The organism is Mangrovicella endophytica (genome assembly GCF_002893625.1).
In the GTDB taxonomy this organism is placed as follows: Bacteria; Pseudomonadota; Alphaproteobacteria; order Rhizobiales; family Rhizobiaceae; genus Mangrovicella; species Mangrovicella endophytica.
The window spans coordinates 15,756-36,558 of sequence record NZ_PKMZ01000001.1 but is presented as its reverse complement, the minus strand read 5'-3'; the positions used below and the strand labels follow the sequence as shown (position 1 = coordinate 36,558).

The 20,803-nt window shown below is 66.3% G+C and carries 20 protein-coding genes, 1 other RNA gene and 1 pseudogene; 9 read left to right on the top strand and 13 right to left on the bottom strand.

Translation table 11 applies throughout. The features are described from left to right. Window positions 1–48: 48 nt before the first annotated feature. Both C0R46_RS00175 and C0R46_RS00170 read right to left on the bottom strand, forming a co-directional pair. Window positions 49–729: a YitT family protein gene (locus C0R46_RS00175; protein WP_102957576.1), complete on the bottom strand. Its 681-nt coding sequence runs from the start codon at window positions 727–729 to the stop codon at window positions 49–51. A 93-nt stretch (window positions 730–822) separates the two neighbouring features. Further along, complete coding sequence (locus tag C0R46_RS00170; RefSeq protein ID WP_102957575.1) at window positions 823–1,239, bottom strand: winged helix-turn-helix transcriptional regulator; 417 nt, start codon at window positions 1,237–1,239, stop codon at window positions 823–825. An 87-nt stretch (window positions 1,240–1,326) separates the two neighbouring features. Here C0R46_RS00170 and C0R46_RS00165 point away from each other — a divergent pair, with 87 nt between their 5' ends. Then, window positions 1,327–1,938: an FMN-dependent NADH-azoreductase gene (locus C0R46_RS00165; RefSeq protein ID WP_102957574.1), complete on the top strand. Its 612-nt coding sequence runs from the start codon at window positions 1,327–1,329 to the stop codon at window positions 1,936–1,938. Between the two features lie 22 nt (window positions 1,939–1,960). Here C0R46_RS00165 and C0R46_RS00160 read toward each other — a convergent pair whose 3' ends face one another. Together C0R46_RS00160 and C0R46_RS00155 are read right to left on the bottom strand one after the other, a co-directional pair. After that, entirely contained in the window at window positions 1,961–2,872 is a 912-nt protein-coding gene (locus C0R46_RS00160) for a methyltransferase domain-containing protein (protein WP_102957573.1), read from the bottom strand. An 84-nt stretch (window positions 2,873–2,956) separates the two neighbouring features. Next, entirely contained in the window at window positions 2,957–3,373 is a 417-nt protein-coding gene (locus C0R46_RS00155) for a winged helix-turn-helix transcriptional regulator (RefSeq protein WP_102957572.1), read from the bottom strand. A 137-nt stretch (window positions 3,374–3,510) separates the two neighbouring features. On the opposite strand from C0R46_RS00155, the gene C0R46_RS00150 reads away from it, so the two are divergent. Together C0R46_RS00150 and C0R46_RS00145 are read left to right on the top strand one after the other, a co-directional pair. Beyond that, window positions 3,511–4,296, top strand: coding sequence for an SDR family oxidoreductase (locus C0R46_RS00150; protein ID WP_102957571.1), 786 nt, complete (start codon window positions 3,511–3,513; stop codon window positions 4,294–4,296). Between the two features lie 118 nt (window positions 4,297–4,414). Continuing rightward, a complete protein-coding gene (locus C0R46_RS00145; RefSeq protein WP_102958530.1) occupies window positions 4,415–5,428 on the top strand; it encodes a ligase-associated DNA damage response exonuclease in 1,014 nt (337 codons plus the stop codon). A 115-nt stretch (window positions 5,429–5,543) separates the two neighbouring features. On the opposite strand, the gene C0R46_RS00140 is transcribed toward C0R46_RS00145, so the two are convergent. The 4 genes from C0R46_RS00140 to C0R46_RS00125 all read right to left on the bottom strand — a co-directional run bounded on the left by C0R46_RS00140 (window position 5,544) and on the right by C0R46_RS00125 (window position 9,281). Then, on the bottom strand, window positions 5,544–6,320 hold the full coding sequence (locus C0R46_RS00140) for an ABC transporter permease (protein WP_102957570.1): 777 nt from the start codon (window positions 6,318–6,320) through the stop codon (window positions 5,544–5,546). Beyond that, window positions 6,307–7,074 (bottom strand): ABC transporter ATP-binding protein, encoded by a 768-nt coding sequence (locus C0R46_RS00135; RefSeq protein WP_245413412.1) that lies wholly within the window; start codon window positions 7,072–7,074, stop codon window positions 6,307–6,309. Before C0R46_RS00135 ends, C0R46_RS00140 begins: the two co-directional genes overlap by 14 nt. A gap of 76 nt (window positions 7,075–7,150) precedes the next feature. Beyond that, entirely contained in the window at window positions 7,151–8,152 is a 1,002-nt protein-coding gene (locus tag C0R46_RS00130) for an ABC transporter substrate-binding protein (RefSeq protein ID WP_198598201.1), read from the bottom strand. Between the two features lie 46 nt (window positions 8,153–8,198). After that, on the bottom strand, window positions 8,199–9,281 hold the full coding sequence (locus C0R46_RS00125) for a 4-oxalomesaconate tautomerase (protein WP_102957568.1): 1,083 nt from the start codon (window positions 9,279–9,281) through the stop codon (window positions 8,199–8,201). Window positions 9,282–9,386: 105 nt separating this feature from the next. Here C0R46_RS00125 and C0R46_RS00120 point away from each other — a divergent pair, with 105 nt between their 5' ends. Further along, complete coding sequence (locus C0R46_RS00120) at window positions 9,387–10,283, top strand: LysR family transcriptional regulator (RefSeq protein ID WP_102957567.1); 897 nt, start codon at window positions 9,387–9,389, stop codon at window positions 10,281–10,283. A 52-nt stretch (window positions 10,284–10,335) separates the two neighbouring features. Here the strand turns inward: C0R46_RS00120 and C0R46_RS00115 are convergent, their stop codons facing one another. The 4 genes and pseudogenes from C0R46_RS00115 to gap all read right to left on the bottom strand — a co-directional run bounded on the left by C0R46_RS00115 (window position 10,336) and on the right by gap (window position 15,518). Next, complete coding sequence (locus C0R46_RS00115) at window positions 10,336–11,076, bottom strand: SGNH/GDSL hydrolase family protein (protein WP_245413354.1); 741 nt, start codon at window positions 11,074–11,076, stop codon at window positions 10,336–10,338. Between the two features lie 77 nt (window positions 11,077–11,153). After that, window positions 11,154–12,347, bottom strand: coding sequence for a phosphoglycerate kinase (locus tag C0R46_RS00110; RefSeq protein WP_102958527.1), 1,194 nt, complete (start codon window positions 12,345–12,347; stop codon window positions 11,154–11,156). Window positions 12,348–12,353: 6 nt separating this feature from the next. Next, window positions 12,354–14,210, bottom strand: a pseudogene (locus C0R46_RS00105) (potassium/proton antiporter); the annotation flags it as partial. Window positions 14,211–14,507: 297 nt separating this feature from the next. Beyond that, a complete protein-coding gene (gap, locus tag C0R46_RS00100) occupies window positions 14,508–15,518 on the bottom strand; it encodes a type I glyceraldehyde-3-phosphate dehydrogenase (RefSeq protein WP_102957566.1) in 1,011 nt (336 codons plus the stop codon). 605 nt (window positions 15,519–16,123) lie between these two features. On the opposite strand from gap, the gene C0R46_RS00095 reads away from it, so the two are divergent. From C0R46_RS00095 to C0R46_RS00075, 5 genes are all read left to right on the top strand, one after another. Beyond that, entirely contained in the window at window positions 16,124–16,408 is a 285-nt protein-coding gene (locus C0R46_RS00095; protein WP_102957565.1) for a DUF4164 domain-containing protein, read from the top strand. Window positions 16,409–16,414: 6 nt separating this feature from the next. Then, window positions 16,415–16,774 carry a cell division protein ZapA gene (locus C0R46_RS00090; protein ID WP_102957564.1) on the top strand — a complete coding sequence of 120 codons (360 nt, stop codon included), beginning with the start codon at window positions 16,415–16,417 and terminating at the stop codon, window positions 16,772–16,774. Between the two features lie 146 nt (window positions 16,775–16,920). Continuing rightward, a complete protein-coding gene (locus C0R46_RS00085) occupies window positions 16,921–19,305 on the top strand; it encodes a bifunctional diguanylate cyclase/phosphodiesterase (protein WP_102957563.1) in 2,385 nt (794 codons plus the stop codon). An 88-nt stretch (window positions 19,306–19,393) separates the two neighbouring features. After that, window positions 19,394–19,551: non-coding RNA, 6S RNA (gene ssrS, locus C0R46_RS00080), on the top strand. A 67-nt stretch (window positions 19,552–19,618) separates the two neighbouring features. Continuing rightward, window positions 19,619–20,194: a 5-formyltetrahydrofolate cyclo-ligase gene (locus C0R46_RS00075; protein WP_102957562.1), complete on the top strand. Its 576-nt coding sequence runs from the start codon at window positions 19,619–19,621 to the stop codon at window positions 20,192–20,194. Here C0R46_RS00075 and C0R46_RS00070 read toward each other — a convergent pair. After that, the gene (locus tag C0R46_RS00070) at window positions 20,166–20,720 is read right to left on the bottom strand and encodes a CAP domain-containing protein (protein WP_157944501.1); all 555 of its coding nucleotides are present in this window, start codon (window positions 20,718–20,720) and stop codon (window positions 20,166–20,168) included. The genes C0R46_RS00075 and C0R46_RS00070 overlap by 29 nt on opposite strands. Window positions 20,721–20,803: the final 83 nt, after the last annotated feature.

The following is a 20,803-nucleotide window of genomic DNA, read 5'->3' as shown; positions in this document are numbered from 1 at the left end:
GTAAGACTCAGGCGCGCCCTCGCCAAGCCTGACGCCCGCGGCGCCCGATCAGTTCGCGAGATAGCGGTCGGTGCGGTGGAAGATGGCGAGGAAGACGTTAAGCACCAGCGCGCCGAAGACGGAATAGGCGACGGCGCGCGGCGGCACCGCGAGGAAAGCCGTCACCAGCACGGTCAGGTCGACGGCGAGTTGCGTCAGCCCGGCGCGCCAGCCGAAGCGGTCCTGCAGGAAGACGGCGAGGATGCCGACGCCGCCGGCCGAGGAGCGATGGCGGAACAGAGCGAGCAGGCCGAAGCCGATCATCAGCCCGCCGAGGAAGGCGCCGGTCAGCGGCTCGACATAGTCCAGCCGGAGCAGGTCCGGGCTAAAGGCGGTCAGAACCGACAGCAGCGTCACGGCGAAAACGGTCTTGATCGTGAAGGCGCGGCCCATCCGCCCGACCGCAAGGAGGTAGAAGGGCAGATTCAGGATGAAGAAGACGAGGCCGAAGTTCCACGCGGTGAGATAGTGGATGACGAAGGCGAGGCCCGCCATGCCGCCGGTGAGAAAGCCGAGATGGCCGAGGATAGCGATGCCGACCGCCGTCAGCGTCGTTCCCGCCAGAATGCCGAGCGCATCCTCCCAGGGGCTGTGATGCGTCGCCGTAGCCGCCCAGTTGCCGAAGCGGTGGGCCTTGCGCGTCGTCTCGGCGTCGCTCGGATGGTCCTGCCGGTGCGCCTCGATTCCCACGCCATTCCCTCATGCTGCATCGCGGCAGACGATAGCAGCACAGAGAGCGGCAGCAAGGGCTGCGGGGTCGCGGGCGCCGGGCGGGGTCGGCGCCTACTCCGCCGCTTCCTGCGCTCCCGCCTCCGGCGCCACCCCGTCGAAGCGGCGCTGGGCGTCAGTGATCTTGCCGTAGTTCTCGAAGGCCCAGGCCCCGAGCCCCTCGACCGGCAGCCGCAGCGACTGACCAAGCTCGGTCAGCTCGTAATCGACCCGCGGCGGGATCGTCGGCGTGACCGTGCGCGTCACGAGGCCGTCACGCTCGAGGTTGCGAAGCGTCAGGGTCAGCATGCGCTGGGAGATGCTGCCGATCGAGCGTTTCAACTCGTTGAAGCGCATCGGCCCGTCGCGCAGCATCATGACCACGAGCACCGACCATTTGTCGCCGATCCGCGCCAGGATGGCGCTGACGACCCGGCAGCGTGAGGGGACGTGCAGGTTCTCGGTGGTCACATTGGTGTGCTCTCGTACCAAAAATGTGCCTCCTTGCGGGTGTTTCCGGCAGTCATCTAAGTAGCGCAGGTATCGCTTTGTTACCAGCTTTGCGAAAGGAACCTGCTCATGAAGCTCCTCCACATCGATTCCAGCATCCTCGGCGAAAACTCGGTCAGCCGCTCCCTGTCGAAAGCGACGGTCGAGCGCCTGCGCAGCGAGATTCCCGATCTCGAAATCACCTATCGCGATCTGGTGGCGGAGCCTCTTGCGCATCTGACCACCCGATCCATCGCCAGGCTGAACGCCGGCATGGCGCTCGATCAGGCTGCGCAGGAGGATGTCGCCCTCGGCGATGCCGTGCTCGAGGAGTTCCTCGCCGCCGACATCGTGGTGATTGGCGTCGCTCTGTACAACTTCTCCATCGCCAGCCAGCTCAAGGCGTGGATCGACCGCCTCGCCGTTGCGGGCAAGACCTTCCGCTATACCGAGAAGGGTCCCGAGGGGCTGGCCGGCGACAAGCGGGTGATCCTGACGGTCGCGCGTGGCGGCTTCTACGGCGCCGGTTCGCCGTTCAGCGCATTCGAGCACGCGGAAACTTATCTGCGTGCCGTCTTCGGCTTCTTCGGCGTCACCGCGCCGGAGGTCATCGTCGCGGAAGGCCTCAACATCAGCGCCGAACAACGCACCGGCTCGACGAACGCGGCGCTGGAGACGATCGCAGCGCTGAAGGCGGCGTAGGCCTGCTCGGCCAGCGGCGACCCTAGCGGGCGGCGACGAAGACGATGCCCGCGACAGGCGCGCCGCGATCCGTGCGCAGCACGATGCTCCGCTGATCCATAACCTTGAAGCCGGCCTCCTCCAGGAGGCCGAGCACCGCCGCGCCGTCATGGGCGTAGCGCATCGTCTCGCGCAGCATGAAGGGCTCGGGACCACCTTGCGCCTCCACGGTAAAGGCAAAGAGGCCGCCGGGCGCCAGCCATGTGGCGACCCGTGCGAAGACTGGCGTGAGATCGCCGAGATAATTGAGGACATCGGCCGCGGTGACGAGGTCGAAGGTGCAGGGTTCGGCCACGAAGCCGAGGATGTCGCCTTCGGTCAGATCATCGTAGATGCTCTTGCGGCGTGCCTTCTCCAGCATGCCCGGCGAGAGATCGACACCGACGAGCCGGTCTACGAGCGAGTGCAGCCGCTCGCCCATCAGGCCGGTGCCGCAGCCCAGATCCAGTGCAGCCCGGAAGCGCCGGCCAAGTCCTGCGGCGGCGATCAGCGCCGCTTCCAGCTCGGCCGGCGCGGCATAGTCGAGCTTCTCAACCAGGGCCGTCTCGAAGCGATCGGCATACTGGTCGAAGAGGCCACGGACGAAAGCTGGCGGCGCGGTATCGGGCGGCGGCACAAGCCCGTAGGCGGCAAGCCTCAGCCCGGCCCCCTGCCCGTCAGCCGGGTCGAGCTCCAGGGCTTGGCGGCAGGCGCTTGCCGCGCCGTCCCGGTCACCGGCCGCGTCACGATAATCGGCGAGCCGCATCCAGCCGGCGGCCCAGCCGGGCGCGCGCTGCAGCGCCTGCTCCATCAGTTCGGCGGCCGCGGCTGCATCGCCGCCGGCAGCGTAGTCGGCGGCGTATTCGGCGCGCCGATCGGCGGTCGCATCGCCGGACGAATAGGTATCGATGATCATGCCGCGGCCCCAGAAGCCGCGGGGATATGCGCTCGCAGCCGCGGAATAGCAATCAGCCGGCCCGAGCGCCTGAGGTGAGTGACGTCAGTCCGCTCTGGCGCTGAAGTCGGCGCGCGCCTGGCGGATCGTCTCGCGATGCTGCTCCGCCCAGATCCAGACGCCGCAGAAGGCAGCTCCGAGGCTACGGCCGAGCGGCGTCAGCTCATATTCGACGCGCGGCGGCACCACCGGAAAGACGGTGCGCGAGACGAGACCATCCGCCTCCATCTGGCGCAGCGTCTTGGTCAGCATCTTCTGGCTGATGTCGCCGATGATCTCACCGAGCCGAGTGAAGCGCATGCGCCCATGCTCCTCCAGCGCCTCAAGCGTGAGCATGGTCCACTTGTCCGCAACGCGCCCGATGATCTCGCGCACCAGTACCTCCAGTTCGACGTCCTCGGCGCGGCGCTCCTTCGCCTCGCGCGATGCCGCCTCATCGAACGCGCTAATCACCACTGACATATCGTCACTCTCCATTGGGTAAGTATGGAACTCTCGGGTGCCTTCTTTCCGTTGGAATGCAACGGGACTAGGTTCCGCGCAAGTCGCCGCAGGGCTGCGGTGACGAAGATTTCCAACAATCCAGCGGAAGCCTCACAATGCAGACGAGTGGCAACACCATCCTCATCACCGGCGGCGGCAGCGGCATCGGCCGGGGCCTTGCCGAAGCCTTCCATGCCCGCGGCAATACGGTCATCATCGCCGGGCGCCGCGCCGACGTCCTTGCCGAAGTCACCGACGCCAATCCGGGCATGGCGAGTGCCGTCCTCGACATCGCCGACGTCGGCTCGATCCCGGCCTTCGCGGAACAGCTCTCCCGTGACTTTCCGGCACTGGACGCCGTGATTCATTCCGCCGGCATCATGAAGAACGAGAACCTCAAGACCGGGGCGCCGGAGGCCATCACGGCGACCGCCGACGCGACCGTCGCAACCAACCTTCTCGGGCCGATCCACCTGACGACCGCTCTGTTGCCGCATCTTCTGTCCCGCCCGCGCGCAACGGTGATGACCGTGACCTCGGGCCTCGCCTTCCTGCCGCTGGCAATGACGCCGACCTACTGCGCCACCAAGGCCGCGATCCATTCCTGGAGCCAGTCGCTGCGCTATCAGCTGAAGGGCACCGGCGTCAGCGTGCTCGAACTTGCGCCGCCTTACGTGCGCACCGCCCTAATGGGCGAGCGGCAGGCAAAGGATCCGGCTGCGATGGCGCTCGACGAATATATCGCCGAGGTGATGACGATCCTGGAGACCCAACCGGACGCCACGGAAATCCTGGTCGAGGCGGTGAAGCCGCTCCGCTATGCCGAGCGCAACGGCGGCTACGAGGAGTTCTTCCAGCGCCGCAACGATGCCATGCTCGCCGCCCGCGCCGCGGAATTCTAAAGGCCGATGCGGCGGGCCGTCTCGCGCGGCCCGCTCTGACGCAAGCCGTTGAAGGACTCAGCGACATGAGGGCGGACCGCTTCCGGCGGTGCGCTTCGGCCCTATCTTCCCGCCCATGTTGCGTCCCGACGATCTCCTGCGCCCTACCCCGGACGGGCTCTATTGCCCGCCGGGCGACTTCCATATCGACCCTGTGAAGCCGGTCGCCCGTGCGCTGGTCACGCATGGTCATGCCGACCATGCCCGCCCCGGCAACGAGGCCGTGCTGGCGACGCGCCAGACGCTGGAGATCATGGCGATCCGCTATGGCGACAATTTCGCCGGCGCGCGGCAGGCGGCTGCCTTCGGCGAAACGATCACCATCAACGGCGTCACCGTCTCCTTCCATCCGGCCGGCCATGTGCTGGGATCGGCACAGATCGCGGTGGAGAAGAATGGCCTGCGGATTGTTGCCTCCGGCGACTACAAGCGGCGCGCTGATCCGACCTGCGCCGCCTTCGAGCCGGTGCCCTGCGACGTCTTCATCACCGAGGCAACCTTCGCCCTCCCCGTCTTCCGGCATCCCGAGCAGCGGACCGAGATCCGCAAGCTGATCGCCTCGACACGGCAGTTTCCGGAGCGCGCCCATCTCGTCGGTGCCTATGCGCTGGGCAAGGCGCAGCGGGTGATCCGGCTCCTGCGCGACGAGGGCTACGATGCGCCGATCTACATCCACGGCGCCCTGAAAAAGCTCTGCGACTATTATGCCAGCCAGGGCATCGACCTCGGCGAACTCCGGCCAGCGACTCTGGAGCGGGGCAACAAGGGTAACTTCGCCGGCGCGGTGATCGTCGGGCCGCCGTCCACCTTCGCCGATCGTTGGGCGCGGCGCTTTCCCGATCCCGTCTCCTGCTTTGCCAGCGGCTGGATGCAGGTGCGCCAGCGCGCCCGCCAGCGCGGTGTCGAGCTGCCGCTCGTCATCTCCGACCATTGCGACTGGGACGAGCTGACCGAGACGATCGACGACCTCGCGCCGTCAGAGGTCTGGGTCACGCACGGGCGCGAGGAGGCGCTGGTGCGCTGGTGCTCGCTGAAAGGCCTGCCGGCGCGCCCGCTGCACCTCGTCGGTTATGAGGACGAGAACGAGGACTGACGGCGCGGCTGTCCGATCGGCCGCTCAGCGGCTGTTTGTCATGCAAAGATTGCATACGAAAACGGGCGGCGAAAGCTCGCCGCCCGTCCAGATGGGATGCCGAGGTGAGCCGGCGTTAGGCCGGACGCTCCTCACCGTTGCGCGGCCGCCAGGTGATCAGCTTGCGCTCGACGAGGTCGAGGACCAGGTCGATCACCAGCACGAAGACGGCGAGGATGATGATGCCGGCGAAGACGCCGACCGCGTCGAAATTGCCTTCCGAGCGGGCGATCAGATAGCCGAGGCCGGCCGAGGCGCCGAGATACTCGCCGATGATCGCGCCCACCACCGCGAAACCGACCGAGGTGCGCAGCGAGGAGAGGATCCAGCTGGCCGCCGCCGGGAAGTAGACGTGGCGCAGGAGATCAGTGCGCTTGGCGCCGAGAATGCGGGCGTTCGACAGCACCACCGGGTTCACTTCCTTCACGCCCTGCATGGCATTGAAGAAGGTGATGAAGAACACCAGCGTCACCGCCAGAGCGACTTTCGACCAGAGGCCGAGGCCGAGCCAGAGCACGAAGATCGGCGCTAGCACGACGCGCGGAATGGCGTTTACGGCCTTGATGAAGGGATCCAGCACGCGCGCCACGAACGGGCTGAGGCCGAGCCAGACGCCGGCGGCGACGCCGAGGCCGGTGCCGATGAGATAGCCGAGCACCGTCTCGCCGAGCGTGACGCCGACATGGTTGTAGAACTCGGGATCCATCACCCACTCGACGATCTGCCGAACGATGGCGAGGGGCGAGGGAAAGAAGAACTGGTCGATCGCCCCGGTGGCGACGCCGAGTTCCCAGCCGCCGAGGATGACGACAAGGAGCGCCAGCTGGATCAGACGGACGTTAGTGGCTTGCATAGCTCTTCTCCACCTCTCCGCGCAGCGACGCCCAGATGTCGCGGTACAGCCTCATGAATTTCTCGTCGAGCTTGATCTCCGCGACGTCGCGCGGGCGCTCGAGATCGACCGGGAAACTCTCGATGACGCGGCTCTTCGGACCGGCCGCGAGAACGACGACGCGATCCCCGAGGGCGATCGCCTCCTCCAGGTCGTGGGTGATCATCACCACCGCTCGACGGTCTTCCTGCCACAGACGCAGCAACTCGTTCTGCATGAGGTGCCGCGTATGGATGTCGAGCGCGGAGAACGGCTCGTCCATCAGGATGACCTGCGGTTCGATGATCAGCGCCTGCGCCATCTGCACGCGCTTTCGCTGACCGCCGGAGAGCTGGTGCGGATAGCGGCTCTCGAAGCCCTTGAGGCCGACCTTAGCGAGCCAGCCCATCACCTTCTCGCGCCGCTCAGCCGCGCCGACGCCGCGGAATTTCAGGCCGAGCTCGACATTCTCGTAAGCCGTCTTCCACGGCAGCAGCGCATCCTGCTGGAAGAGGTAGCCAATGTTGTTCTGGACGCCGGAGACCGGCGTCCCATCGATCGTCACCTGCCCCTTCGCGGGCTTCAGCAGCCCGGCGATGGCATTGAGGATCGTGGACTTGCCGCAGCCGGTCGGACCGACGACGGCGAGAAACTCGCCATCGCCGACCGTCAGCTGGACGTTTTCGACCGCGACGAATGCGCCGAAGGCCATCGTCACGTCATCGATGGTCACCATCGGCTTCGGCGCGAGCCGATCCGTCGGTTCCGGGACAGGCTTCAGCGTTCGTACGATCGCAGACATGGATGTATCCTCAGTTCGAGGTGGTCTTGCCGGCCGCCTCCACGAACGTGTTCGTGTAGGTCTTCGACAGGTCGATGTCGGCCTTGGCGACGTCTTCGTTGAACGTCTTCAGCACCTTGAGGGGCGTCTCAAGATCGGTGGTGTTGAACATGCCATCCTGCGAGAAGATCGCCTTAGCGTTCTCCACCGCCTTCACGTAAGTCGCCTTGTCGCCGGTGACGAAATCAGACGGCAGCTTCTCGACGATCTCTTCGGCGCTGTGGTCGCGCATCCAGTGCAGGGCCCGAACCGTCGCGTTGGTGACCTTCTGGATCACCTCGGGATTGGCGTCGATGTAGTCCTTTGTCGCATAAAGGACCGAGGTGGGATAAATCCCGCCATAGACTTCCTTGGCGCCTTCGTCGCTGCGGGCATCGATCAGGATCTTGCCGACGCCGCGCTCGACGATGATCGTCGCAGCCGGATCGTAGTTGACGAGAAGGTCGATCTTGCCCTGCTGCAGAGCCGCGACGGCCGCCGCGCCCGAGCCGACGCCGATGATCGACACGTCGTCCTCGTTCATACCGTGCTGCTGGAGAAAGTAGCGCACGAAGAAGTCCGAGGAGGAGCCCGGCGAGGTGATGCCGACCTTCTTGCCCTTGATCGTCTCAGGCTTGGCCGGATCGAAATCCGTGTCGGTCTTGCCGGCGAGCACCAGGCCCGAATTGCGGGCGAGCTGGATGAAGCCGACGACGTCCTTGCGCTTGGCCTGCATCTGGATGGTGTGATCGTAGAAGCCGACCGCGACGTCGGTCGAGCCGGCGACCAGTGCCTGCAGCACCTTTGAGCCGCCCTGCGCGAAGTTCTCGGTGGTGACGTCGAGACCCTCGTCCTTGTAGAAACCGAGGCTGTCGGCAACCGGGAACGGCAGGTTGTTGAGATTATAGGAGCCGACGCTCATCCGCACGGACTGGGCTTCTGCCACACCGGCAAAGGCGAGAACGGCGGCGGCGGCTAGCAGCATGCGACGCATGGTATTCCTCCCTGGATGTCCGGCTTCATGCCGGTGGTTCTAAGGTTCAGGCCGCGCGCGTCAGCGACGCGGCAGGTTTGGCGAAGGCGTAGCCCTCGAACAGACGGCGGGCGGTACGCACGAGACCGGCCACGATCTTGCCGTCACGTTCCTCGAGCTCGACGTCGATGCGTCCGCTCGGGTGCTCCAGCCGTACAATCATCGGCATGTGAGCGATGCCGGCCATCTCATAGGCAACGGTGCCCGTGGTGGCCACCGCCGTGGCGATGCCGACGGCGCCGGTGGTCGCAAGCGCCGGATGACAATCGATGGGCATGAAGTAGCGGGCACACAGCGTGCCGCCCTGCCGCGGCGGCGCGATGAGAACCGGCTTGGGGATCACCATGTCGGAGACGTCGCCCATGCCCATGCGCCGGCCGGCTTCCAGTCGGATCGCCGCGAGCCGGGCGGCCAGATCGCCGTTCACCGTAAGCGCCGACGGATCCTCATAGCCTGAGACGCCGAGATCCTCGGCGCGCATCAGCACCATCGGCATGGCGCAATCGATGCACGTGGCCTTGGTGCCGTCGATGATCTCGCTCGCCGCGCCGGTCGGCAGCAGGCTGCCGGTCTTGCCGCCTGCAGCATCGAGGAAAGTCAGCGCAATCGGTGCGGCAAGGCCCGGCACGCCATCGATGGACGCATCGCCGAGATAGGTCACCTGGCTGCCGCGCGTCGGCACCTTGGCGTCGATCAGCTTGCCGGTGTTGACGTTGTGGATGCGCACCAGCGTGTCGCCGGATCGTGCCGGCACAAGGCCTGCCTCGATAGCGAACGGACCGACCGCGGCAAGCATGTTGCCGCAGTTGGGCGAATAGTCGACGAGCTGGCGGTCGTTGCGCACCTGCGCAAACAGGTAATCGACGTCGGCGCCGGGAATGCTCGCCGGCCCGATGATGGCGACCTTGCTGGTGACAGGGTTGCCGCCGCCGATACCATCGATCTGCAGCGGGTGACCGCTGCCCATGATCGACAGGAGCGCCGCGTCGCGCGCTGCCGGATCGGCCGGCAGGTCAGATGCGAGGAAGAACGGCCCACGTGAGGTGCCGCCGCGCATCAGAACACAAGGAATCCGGAGAAGGTCGTTCATGCCGATCTCTGATGATGCACCGACTGGAACAATCGAGCAGATTATTGCTAAATGGCGGCTGGGCGCTGATTTGAGAAATGCAAATTTCGGAGGCATTATTTCGTTTTGAACATCAATTGCGAAATTCTCGACCTGCGTGCCTTCCAGCAGGTGACGGAGCTGGAGAGCTTTCATCGCGCGGCGGAGGCATTGAACATGTCGCAGCCGGCGCTCACCCGGCGCATCCAAAAGCTGGAAGCGGCCATTGGTGCCCCGCTTCTGGAGCGCACGACGCGGCACGTCGCGCCCACCGCAACCGGGCGCGAACTGATGCCGCTGGTGCGGCGCATGCTGGAGGAATTCGACGGCTCGCTATTTGCCCTGAAGGATGCCAACAGCCAGCGGCGCGGCCTCATCACCATGGCGTGCCTGCCGACGGCGGCGTTCTACTTCCTGCCCCGCGTTGTGCGTCGTTTCAACGAAGAGTTCCCGCACATCCGGTTCCGCATCCTCGATCTGACCGCGATCGACGGACTGCGTGCGGTGGCTCAGGGCGGCGTCGAGTTCGGCATCAACCTGATGGGCAACTCCGACCCCGAGCTGTCATTCGAGCCACTGATCGACGATCCGTTCGTGCTGGCGATGCGCAAGGATCATCCCCTCGCCGCGCATGAGGAGATCCGCTGGCCGCAGCTGGAGGGTCATCATCTCGTGACCGTCGACCGGACCAGTGGCAACCGCACACTGCTCGATGCGGCGCTTGCCAGAGCCAATCTCAGGCTGAACTGGTTCTACGAGGTAACGCACCTCAATACCTCGCTCGGCCTCGTCGAGGCAGGCCTCGGCATCTCCGTCCTGCCGCGGCTCGCAACGCCGCAGGAGGAGCACCCGCTGATCCTCGCGCGACCGATCGTCGATCCCATTGTCACACGGACGATCGGCATCGTGCGGCGCCGCAGCGGCAATCTCTCGCCGCCGGCCGAGCGTTTCCTGGAGATGCTGATCAAGACCTGGAAGAGCTGAGGCGCCGCGTCACCGGCTCAGCCTCTATGTCCGGGCTTTGGGCTCCGGAGGTTCAGTCCGCCTTCAGGCGGTCGCCGAGCACATAGTCGGCAAGGTGGCCGGCCATATAGGCATAGCCCTCCGCCGAGGCGTGGAAGCCATCGCGCGCAAAGCCGGCCGGCTCGACCCGCGGCAGCGGCGTTGCCGCAATCGCCCCGCGCTCATTGCAGAGCCGCTCGCCCATCTGGCGGATGACGGAGGCGCGCAGCTCGAGAACAGTCGCGAGACCTCTCGGTAGCGCCGGCACACGCCGCAGGTCCACCGGCGGCGACCAGACGATCCGCGCCTCCGGCCACTTCGCCCTCAAGGCGTAGAGCAGACCGCCGAACGCCTTCTTGAAGCGTAAGCGGCCATGGAAGTTCTTGGCATCGTTGCTGCCGATCATCAGCACGATGTGGGTAAAGGCGTCGCGCGCCAGGTTTGGCACGACGAAGTCGCGCAGCTGCGCCGAGACGGCCGAGTTGGAGCCGGCAGCGCGCCAGGCGACGCCAAGGCCGCTGATGACATGCAGCCGCTCGGCGAGGCGCGGCGCGAGGCTATCCTCCACCGCATCGACACCGACGCCGGCGGCCGAGGAGTCGCCGATCACCAACAGCCGGATTGCCGGCTCATCTCGTCCATCTGGCCCCGAAAGACCGACTGTGCCGCGGCTCGGCCCCGCCGGCGGACGCATCCGCTCCGTGCGCCGGCGCACGGCGGTTCCCTGCCAGACATAGACAGGGAAGAGCAGCCAGGAGAGCAGCGCGGCCTTCACGACATCCGATCCTCAAACTGGTGGCGGCGCCGCTGCCTCCCGAAGCGGCGCCGGCCGGCCGTGTATGCTCCGCCTGATCAGGCCTTCAGCACCTCGACGCCCGGCAGCGGCTTGCCTTCCATCCATTCCAGGAAGGCACCGCCCGCCGTCGAGACATAGGTGAAGTCATCGGCGGCGCCCGCCTGGTTCAGCGCCGCGACCGTGTCGCCGCCGCCGGCGACCGACACGAGTTCGCCCGCCTTCGTCCGCTCGGCGGCATGACCGGCAGCGGCCATGGTGGCGCGGTCGAAGGGCTCGATCTCGAAGGCGCCGAGCGGCCCATTCCAGACCAGCGTCTTCGCCCTGTCGATCCAGCCGTTGATCGCCTCGACGCTCGCCGGTCCGGCGTCGAGGATCATCGCGTCGGCCGGGACGGCATCGACACTGAGCGTCTCGTTGGCCGCGCCGGCCTTGAACTCGCGCGCGATCACCGCGTCCGTCGGCAGCACGATGGTGCAGCCGGCTTCCCTCGCCTTCGCCACGATCTCGCGGGCCGTGTCGGCCAGATCGTGCTCGCAGAGCGACTTGCCGACATCCTTGCCTTCGGCGGCGAGGAAGGTGTTCGCCATGCCGCCGCCGATCACCAGCGCGTCGACCTTGGTGACGAGGTTCGACAGAAGATCGATCTTGGTCGAGACCTTGGCGCCGCCGACGATCGCGACCACCGGCTTCTCCGGGCTGCCGAGACCCTTCTCCAGCGCCTCCAGCTCGGCCTGCATGGTGCGGCCCGCATAGGATGGCATGTGATGCGCCAGCCCCTCCGTGGAGGCATGGGCGCGGTGCGCGGCCGAGAAGGCGTCGTTGACATAGATGTCGCCGAGCGAGGCGAGTTCGGCGACGAAGCTCTCGTCATTCTCTTCCTCGCCGGCGTGGAAGCGGGTGTTTTCGAGCAGCAGCACGTCGCCATCGTTCAGCGCCGAGACGATGCCGGCGGCGACAGGGCCGACACAATCCGCGGAGAAGCCGACCGGCTTGCCGAGCCGGTTCGACAGGACGGCGGCGATCGGCTCCAGCGACATGTCGGGATTGGGCTTGCCCTTCGGGCGGCCGAAATGGGCGAGCAGTACCACGCGGCCACCCTTGTCGGCGATCTCGCGGATCGTCGGGAGCACGCGCTCGATGCGCGTCTCGTCCGTCACCACCCCGTCCTTCATCGGCACGTTCAGGTCGATGCGCAGGAGCACCCGCTTGCCCTGGAGGTCGGCGTCGTCCAGCGTCTTGAACATCGTCATCGTCTTCTCCCTGCTGCCGCGCTCCACCGGGCGCGGATCATCCATCAAAGCCTGGGATTCGTCGAGACGCGCTCCGCCCCGGCTCTTCCAGCGCCGTCGCCACGCAGCGGCGATCTGGCGGCGGTTCAGGAAGAGCGGAATTTCCGGCGGCGCCTCCGGCTCGAGCGACAGGCCGGCCGCAGCAACGGCCCCATCCGGCGCCGTGTCACGCACGATCAGCTCGACCGGCCCGAGCGGCACCCGGTCGCCGTATTCAGCGCGTCCGCCCAGACGGCCGATCATCAGATCGGAAATGGTGAGCTGCTCCTCATCCTCGTCGAGGCCAACGCCATAGGCCTGATTGAGGAAGCGCGCCGGCTTGGCGGGATCGACCGAGAACTCGCCGAAGAACTCGGCATCGTCCGGACCGACGGGGGCAGGACTTGCGAACAGGCGGTCGAGCAGCCGCGGATAGCGCGGCGAGATGAAGAGATAGACGTAGTCGCCCGGCATCAGCCGGCCGGCGTACTGGTAGCGCATCGACTTGCCGTCGCGGATCACCAGCGAGGGGCGCGCCCAGCGCGGCAGGCGTTCGCCGCGGGCCACCGGGCTCTGCGCGACGACGCGATAGGACAGGAGCTCGTGATGCGCCGTGCCCGGCAGCTCCAGCTCCACCTTTTCCACCGGCCCGATCCGCGCCGGCACGATCAGCCCCAGCCAGCGCGCCAGGATGCCGATCGTCCAACCCTGCAGTAGCAGCGAAACCAGCACGATGATGAAGGCGGTGTTGAAGAAGATGCGGTGCTCGTCGATGCCGCCCATCAGCGGGACGATGGCGAGGAGGATCGACACGGCGCCGCGCAGGCCGACCCAGGAGATGAAGGCGGTTTCGCGGCTCTGGAAGGTGAAGGGCAGAAGGCAGAGCCACACGGCAAGCGGCCGCGCGACGAAGATCAGGAACAGCGCCAGCGCGATGGCGCTTCCGGCGATCGCCGGGAACTGCGATGGCGTTGCCAGCAGGCCGAGGACGAGGAACATGATGATCTGCGCCAACCAGGTCATGCCGTCCTGGAAGCGCTTCAGCGATGCGGCCGAGCGCATGCCGCTGTTGCCGGCATAGAGCCCGGCCACATAGACGGCGAGAAAGCCGCTGCCGTGGATCGCGCCGGTGGCCGAGAAGACCAGGAGCGAGAGGGCCAGCGTGAAGATCGGGGTGAGGCCGCGGTCGAGATCGATGCGGTTGATCAGCGTCTTGATCATCCAGCCGCCGGCAACGCCCATCACGGCACCGATGCCCATCTCCTCGACGAAGCCGAGGACGACATCCCAGCCGAAGGCATCGAGGCTGCTACCGCCGGAGAGGACATCGACCAGCGCGATTGTCAGGAACACCGCCATCGGATCGTTGGAGCCGGATTCGACTTCGAGCGTGGAGACCACGCGGTCGCGGATATTGATGCCGCCGATGCGCAGAAGGAAGAACACGGCCGCCGCGTCCGTCGAACCGACAATGGCACCGAGCAGCACGCCCTCCAGCCAGGACATGCCGAGGACGTAGCTCGCCGCCAGCCCGAACACGGCGGCCGTGACCGGCACGCCCACCGTCGCCAGGGTCACCGCCGGCAATGCGGCCTGGCGGAACGCCTTCAGCGGCGTGCCGAAGCCGCTGTCGAACAGGATGATGGCAAGCGCGATCGAGCCGACGAAATAGGCAAGCCCGGCATTGTCGAACTCGATGCCGATCCCGTCGACGCCGGCAAGCAGGCCGATCCCCAGGAACAGCAGCAGCAGCGGCGCGCCGTAGCGGTAGGCGAGAAGGCTGGAGAACGCCGCCAGAAGCACGAGCCCCGTTCCGACGAGAACGGCGGCATAGAGTGGGTCGATCATCCGCGGCTGCCTCGGTTGCCCACCGCATCTCCCAAGCCGAGGCTCGATCCGGGAGGGCGGCCGTTTTACGCGATTCGTCTCCTATCAGGCCCGAAGGCCGACCCGTTCCCTATATCAGCGGAACGACGGATTGCTACCGGCAAGTACAGTCCGGACGTAGGCTTTTCACGGGCCTCTGCTCGGTCGCAGGGCTCTTCTGCCGCCGTTTGCGCGGCCGGCACCCCGCACCCAAAAGCAGAGGGGCTGCCGGCATGCCGGCAGCCCCTCTCGGATCGCGCTTCTGCAAGCCTCGGATCAGGCCGACGCCATGGCGACGGCGGTGTCCGACATGCGGTTCGAGAAGCCCCACTCATTGTCGTACCAGGACAGGATGCGCACGAAGTTGCCGTCCATCACCTTGGTCTGGCCCATATGGAAGACCGAGGAATGCGGGTCGTGGTTGAAGTCCGACGAGACGTTCGGGAAGTCGGTGTAGCCGAGGATGCCCTTCAGCGGGCCATCGGCGGCCGCGCGGATGGCATTCTCGATCTCTTCCACGGTCGTGTCGCGCTTGGCCACGAACTTGAAGTCGACGACGGAGACATTGGGGGTCGGGACGCGGATCGAGACACCGTCGAGACGGCCCTTCAGCTCCGGCAGGACGAGCGCGACCGCCTTGGCAGCGCCGGTCGTCGTCGGGATCATCGACAGCGCCGCGGCGCGGGCGCGGTAGAGATCCTTGTGCATCGTGTCCAGCGTCGGCTGGTCGCCGGTGTAGGAGTGGATCGTCGTCATGAAGCCCTTGTCGATGCCGATGGCATCGTTGAGGACCTTGGCGACGGGGCCGAGGCAGTTGGTGGTGCAGGAGGCGTTGGAGACGATCCGGTCGTCGGCGGTCAGCGTCTTGTGGTTGACGCCGTAGACGATGGTCTTCTCGTTCTCGGCCTTGGTCAGCGGACCGGAGATCAGCACCTTCTTGGCGCCGGCTTCGAGGTGAGCCGAGGCCTTGGCGGGATCGGTGAAGATGCCCGTGCACTCCATCGCGATGTCGATGTTGAGCTCGCCCCAGGGCAGGTTCTTCGGGTCACGCTCGGCCGTCACCTTGATCGGGCCGCGGCCGACGTCGATCGTGTCACCGTCCACCTTCACCTCGTGCGGGAAGCGGCCGTGGACGGAATCGAAGCGGATCAGGTGGGCGTTGGTCTCGACCGGCCCGAGATCATTGATGGCAATGACCTCGACGTCGGTGCGTCCCGACTCCACGATGGCGCGAAGCACGTTGCGGCCGATGCGACCGAACCCGTTGATTGCGACGCGAACTGCCATGTCATTCCTCCTTGAGATGCGGGCCCGACCAGAGCTGGCACCGTCCGGTGCAGCCGGGCGGCAGACGGCAAACCCAGGCGAGAGGCCGGCGGCCTGCCGGGGCGTTGCGCCTGTGTTTAGAGCCTTTCAGGGTCAGGTGGAAGCGTTCTGCCGGAGGGAATTCGGGATCAAGGTCGAGGGGTTCGGTAAAGGTCGTAGCGGGGCTACGGCCGAGACGAAGCCCGATGGAATTGGCCCGAATTCACCCGGCCCTTCGGGTTTCCAGCTGGCGGGCGCCCGGTTCGTCGAGCCGCTTGGCCGATGGAACCCCATCGACCGGCACGTCTCTCCTGCCGGATCGCCTCTCCAGCGGAGAAACAGAACGCAATCCATCTGACCCTGAAAGGCTCTAACGATTTGCAGGCGGCGTAAAGCGCCAGGACCGCGCTTCTGCGTTCAAGGCGGGCGCTCCATTGGATGGGTCACGCCGGACTCGGGTACGTCGCGGACTTTTCACATGCGGCCGTGCGAGCTAAAGCAACAGCTTCGATGCGCGTGCACTTTGCCAAGAGCTGCGCCGCACCTGCCGGACCGGCTGCCGCTCGGCGGCGTCAGGAGACCTGTTCATGTCCATCCAACCCTCCCTCGAGACAGCGAAGGATCGGCTGGCGAAGGCCGTCGAGCGGCTGTCCGACGCGGTGGACGCGCGGATCGAACGCGAATCGATCCTGCGCGAGGGTGAGGCGGAGATCCAGCGCATGACCGCCGACCGTGGCCGCCTCGCCGGCGAGCTCGACTCGGCGCTGGCGCGCAGCGATCGGCTGGAGCAGGCGAACCGGGAGGTGTCGCGCCGCCTGGTGACCGCCATGGAAACGGTGCGCGCCGTCCTCGAACGACATAAGCAGGGCTGAGCCGCAGTGCCGCAAGTTGTCGTCACCATCGACGGAAAAACCTACCGCATGGCCTGTGCGGAGGGCGAGGAGCAGCATCTGGAGCAGCTCGCCGCCGAGTTCGACGGCCGCGTCGCGGAGATGCGCGGCAGCTTCGGCGAGATCGGCGACATCCGCTTGACCGTCATGGCCGGCATCACCGTCACGGACGAGCTGTCCGAAGCCCGGCGCCGCATCGCCGCGCTGGAAGCCGAGCTCGGCGAGACCCGGCAGGCCGGCCAGGCTATGAGCGGCGAGATCAGCGCTCGCGAGGCCGAGGCTGCCCGCCTCCTCGACGCCGCCGCCGACAGTGTCGAGACGATCCTGTCGCGTCTGACGAACGTCTGATCTCCTTTGCCGACGTGGCCGAGCCGTTCTGACGAAGAGCCCTGGGATGGCCTTCATAGTCGCTGACGCATAACATTGCCGTGAGGCTCCCCGCTCATGACGCCGCGTTAACCGCGCCCTGCGCAGGGTCGGGTGCGGAGAGCCTCATGAACTCTATTGTGACCTGCCTTCAGGTCGAAAACGACCCTACCCTTCTGCTGCTCGCAGCGACCGTCTGCGTCATCGGCGTCTACGGATCCTTTTCCGTTTCCAAGCACGCCGGGCGATCAGAAGGCGCAGCCCGGCGGAAGTGGGCTGCGGTCGCGATCGTAGCCGCCGGATCCACGGCCTGGGCAACCCACATGATCGCCCTTCTGGCTTTCCAGCCAGGGATGCTCTCAGCTTTCGAGCCGTTTCTGACCGCACTGTCCCTGCTGCTCGCCGTGCTCGGCATCGGGCTCGGCTTGGCAATCACCATCGGGCGGCTGGGCCGAGGCAGGCGCTTCGTCGGCGGCGTGATCATCGGATCTGGGGTCGCGCTTCTCCACTATGTTGGGCAGGCCGCCTACTTCGTCACAGGTGTGGTGCATTGGGATCCGGGACTGGTGGCATTCTCGATCGTCGCCGGATTGCCGCTGTTCGGACTGTCGGTCGTTGTTGCCGGCGAGCGGAACCGGACCGTGCGGCTTGCCGGCGCACCGCTTCTCGTTCTCTCCATTGCGGTCCTGCATCTCAGCGGCATGGCCGCGATGGACCTGGAGTACAATCCGGCCATCCGGCTGCCACGCCTGGCGGTTCCGCCCGAGGTGCTCGCCCCAATCGTGGCGGCTGTCTGCTTCGGCGTCCTCTCGATCGCCGTCCTCGGCCTGCGCTTCAGCCTGCATGCCAAGGCCGAGCTGCGACGAGAGCGCATCCGCCTGGGAGAACTGGCGAACCTCGCTCTCGAGGGCTTGGCGATCTGCGAAGGCGATCAGATCATCTCTGCCAATGACAGCCTCGCCCGCCTGATTGGCTGGAGTCGCGACGAACTGGTCGGGCGGACGCTGAAGTCTCTTCTCCCCGGCATCGATGCACTGTCCATGCCGGAGCATGAGGAGGCGGATGCACGTCTGGTCTGCGCATCCGGCTCCACTCTCCCTGTCCGCATCCTGCTCAGTGAGGTTCGGCTCGGCGGGCGTCCGCAGGTCGTCGTGGCATTTCGCGATCAGCGAGAGCGGCTGCGAAGCGAAGAGAAAATCAGGGCGCTGGCTTTCTCGGATCCGCTGACGGGACTTGCCAACAGAACCCGCTTCCACGAGACCTTGGCCGAGAAGGTGGACGCCAGCCGTGACGCGGATACGCCGTTCACGCTGCTCATGATCGATCTCGACGGCTTCAAGGCCGTGAACGACATGCTTGGGCATGCGGCAGGAGACGAGGTCCTCAGCATTGTCGCCAAGCGCATATTGTCGGTCATCGACTGCCAGCACATGGCGGCACGCCTTGGCGGCGACGAATTCGGCGTTCTGATCTCCAACAGCGCCGATCCGATGCGGGCGGCGCGGATCGGGCAAGAGATCATCGCTGCGATCGAAGTGCCGATCGAGGTGCAGCAGCAGTTGATGTACATCTCCGCCAGCATCGGCATCATGCCGTCGCAGACCGAGGCGCTGGACGCCGATGCGATGCTCACCGCCGCGGATCTCGCCCTCTATGACGCCAAGGGCAAAGGCCGCGCCCGCGTCCGCCTGTTCACTCCGGAACTACGACGCGCCTCCATCGAAAGGAGTGGGATCGCACAGGAGCTGCACGATGCCTGGAACGATGGGAGCTTCGAGCTCTACTACCAGCCACAGGTCGACCTTGCTGGAGGTCACATCGTCGGCGCCGAGGCGCTGCTGCGCTGGAACTATCCTTATTGCGGCGTGCTCGCCCCTGCCGCGTTCCTCTCGGTCCTCGAGCGCAGCCATCTCGCGGTGCCCGTCGGCAACTGGATCCTGCAGTCGGCGTGCCGCCAGGCGATGGAGCTGCGCAGGGCCGGCCTTCCGAGCTTCAAGGTCGGGGTCAACCTCTTCGCGGCGCAGCTGCGCTCGGCGGACTTCGTCGAACAGGTCGAGGAGGCCTTGCGCGTCAGCGGCCTGCCGGCCAGCGCTCTGGAACTGGAGGTGATCGAGAACATCGTCCTCTTGGACGATCGCATGGTGGCCGACCATCTCAAGCGGATCAGGCGTAAGAGCGTCGGCATCGCCTTCGACGATTTCGGCACCGGATTTGCCTCGCTCTCCATGCTGAAGAAGCTCGACATCAGCCGCCTGAAGATCGACCGCTCCTTCGTCAGCGAGATCGAAACCTCACGCAAGGATCAGGGCATCGTCGATGCCGTGACGCGGATGGCTGAAGGATGCGATCTCGCCGTCATCGCCGAAGGAATCGAGACCGAGGCGCAGGCCCGATATCTGCGAAGCCGCGTCGTGGAGGGGCAAGGCTACCTGTTCGGCAAGCCGATGCCCTTCGGTACGTTCAAGCAGCGCTTTGCCGCCAACTCGCCGGTCGGGAGCCGCCTCAGCGCATAAGATTGATCGGCCGTACAGCGCTCCGCACGCAGTGCGGCATCGGGCTCCCCTCTGGATTGCAGCCGTCGCTCGGCCTATATTCGGTGTCGGCGGGCTGCGCGGTTCGACAGGGGTAACATTTCCCCGGGGCCTTACTCTTTCCTGAGGGAGCTGTCCCTGTTCCGGTCCGTGGGCCGGAGCACACGGCGCCCACCTACTTTGTAGGTTCCCGGGATCGACTTCCTCATCGGCCGAGGTGGCTCGCCACTGCCTCCCTTCCCCCTTCCCTTCCTCCGCATTATCCGGTCAGGTCGCCCGCCGAGGAGACCCACCGATGCAGACCGATTATCGCAGCCTGAAAGCCACCTTGAGGGCGGATGCCCTGGCGCGCCGGGATGCGATCCCGGCCGATGCCCGCATCGAGGCATCGCACGTCATTGCCGAGCGATGCGCCCCGCTTCTTCCGGTTGAGCCCGGCACGATCATCTCAGGCTTTCTGCCGATCCGCTCGGAGGTCGACCTCCGGCCACTGATGGCGATGCTTGCCGATCAGGGAGCCCGGATCTGCGTGCCGGCCATCATCGGCGACAGGCTGGAGTTCCGCGAACTTCTCAGCGGTGCCGTGCTCGAGTCACAGGGCTTCGGCACTGTGGCGCCGGGCGCCGATGCCCCCGTTCTCGATCCGATGGTCATGCTCGTACCGATGTCGGCCTTCGACCGGCGCTGCCACAGGATCGGCTATGGCCGCGGCTTCTATGACCGCGCCATCGCAGCGATCCGGGATCGCGGTGGCGACCCGGTTCTCGCCGGCGTCGCCTTCGCCGTTCAGGAAGTCGCCGAGGCCCCCGCCGACGCACATGACGTGCCGCTGCATATGATCGTCACGGAGCGGGAGGTGCTGCGACCCTGATCGGGTGTCCGAAGGAGAAGGCGGGCGCCACCGACGCGACCGTCGTTCTCCGGCTCGGCGCCGCCAGGATCATCGTCCAGAAGGCCCGCCCGCTTTCGACGTTGCGCGCACCTGCCATGCCGATCTCGGTAACGGTGGGATTGAGCATGTTGCGGCGATGCGCTGGCGAGTTTTCCCAGCCCTTGATGGCGCCCGCATAATCACGATAGTCGCGCCCGATATTCTCAGCGGTGACGCCCCATCGGTAACCCGCAGTGGCGAGGCGAGCGTCCAGCCGGCCACCCACCGTGTGGCTCATCGTCTGCCGCCCCGCCATTGCCGCTGACTGCGCGGCGGCCGCATCGGTCAGCCCCGCGGCGATCGTCAGGGGGCCGAGGCCATTGCTGGCGCGAAACGCATTGACGCTCGACAGTGCGGCCTTCGCATCGATCGTGACCGGAGCCGTATCACCCGCCGGCGTCGTCGAGAGGCAGCCGGATGTCGCAAGGACCGTCGCGAGCAGTGCGGCAATGGTGGATCCGCGCAACGGGCCTCCGAGGCGGTTTGGCCGCGTCGGGCGAAGTGTCATGTCATGCATGCGGATGATGGGTCTCTTTGAGGATGGTCGTG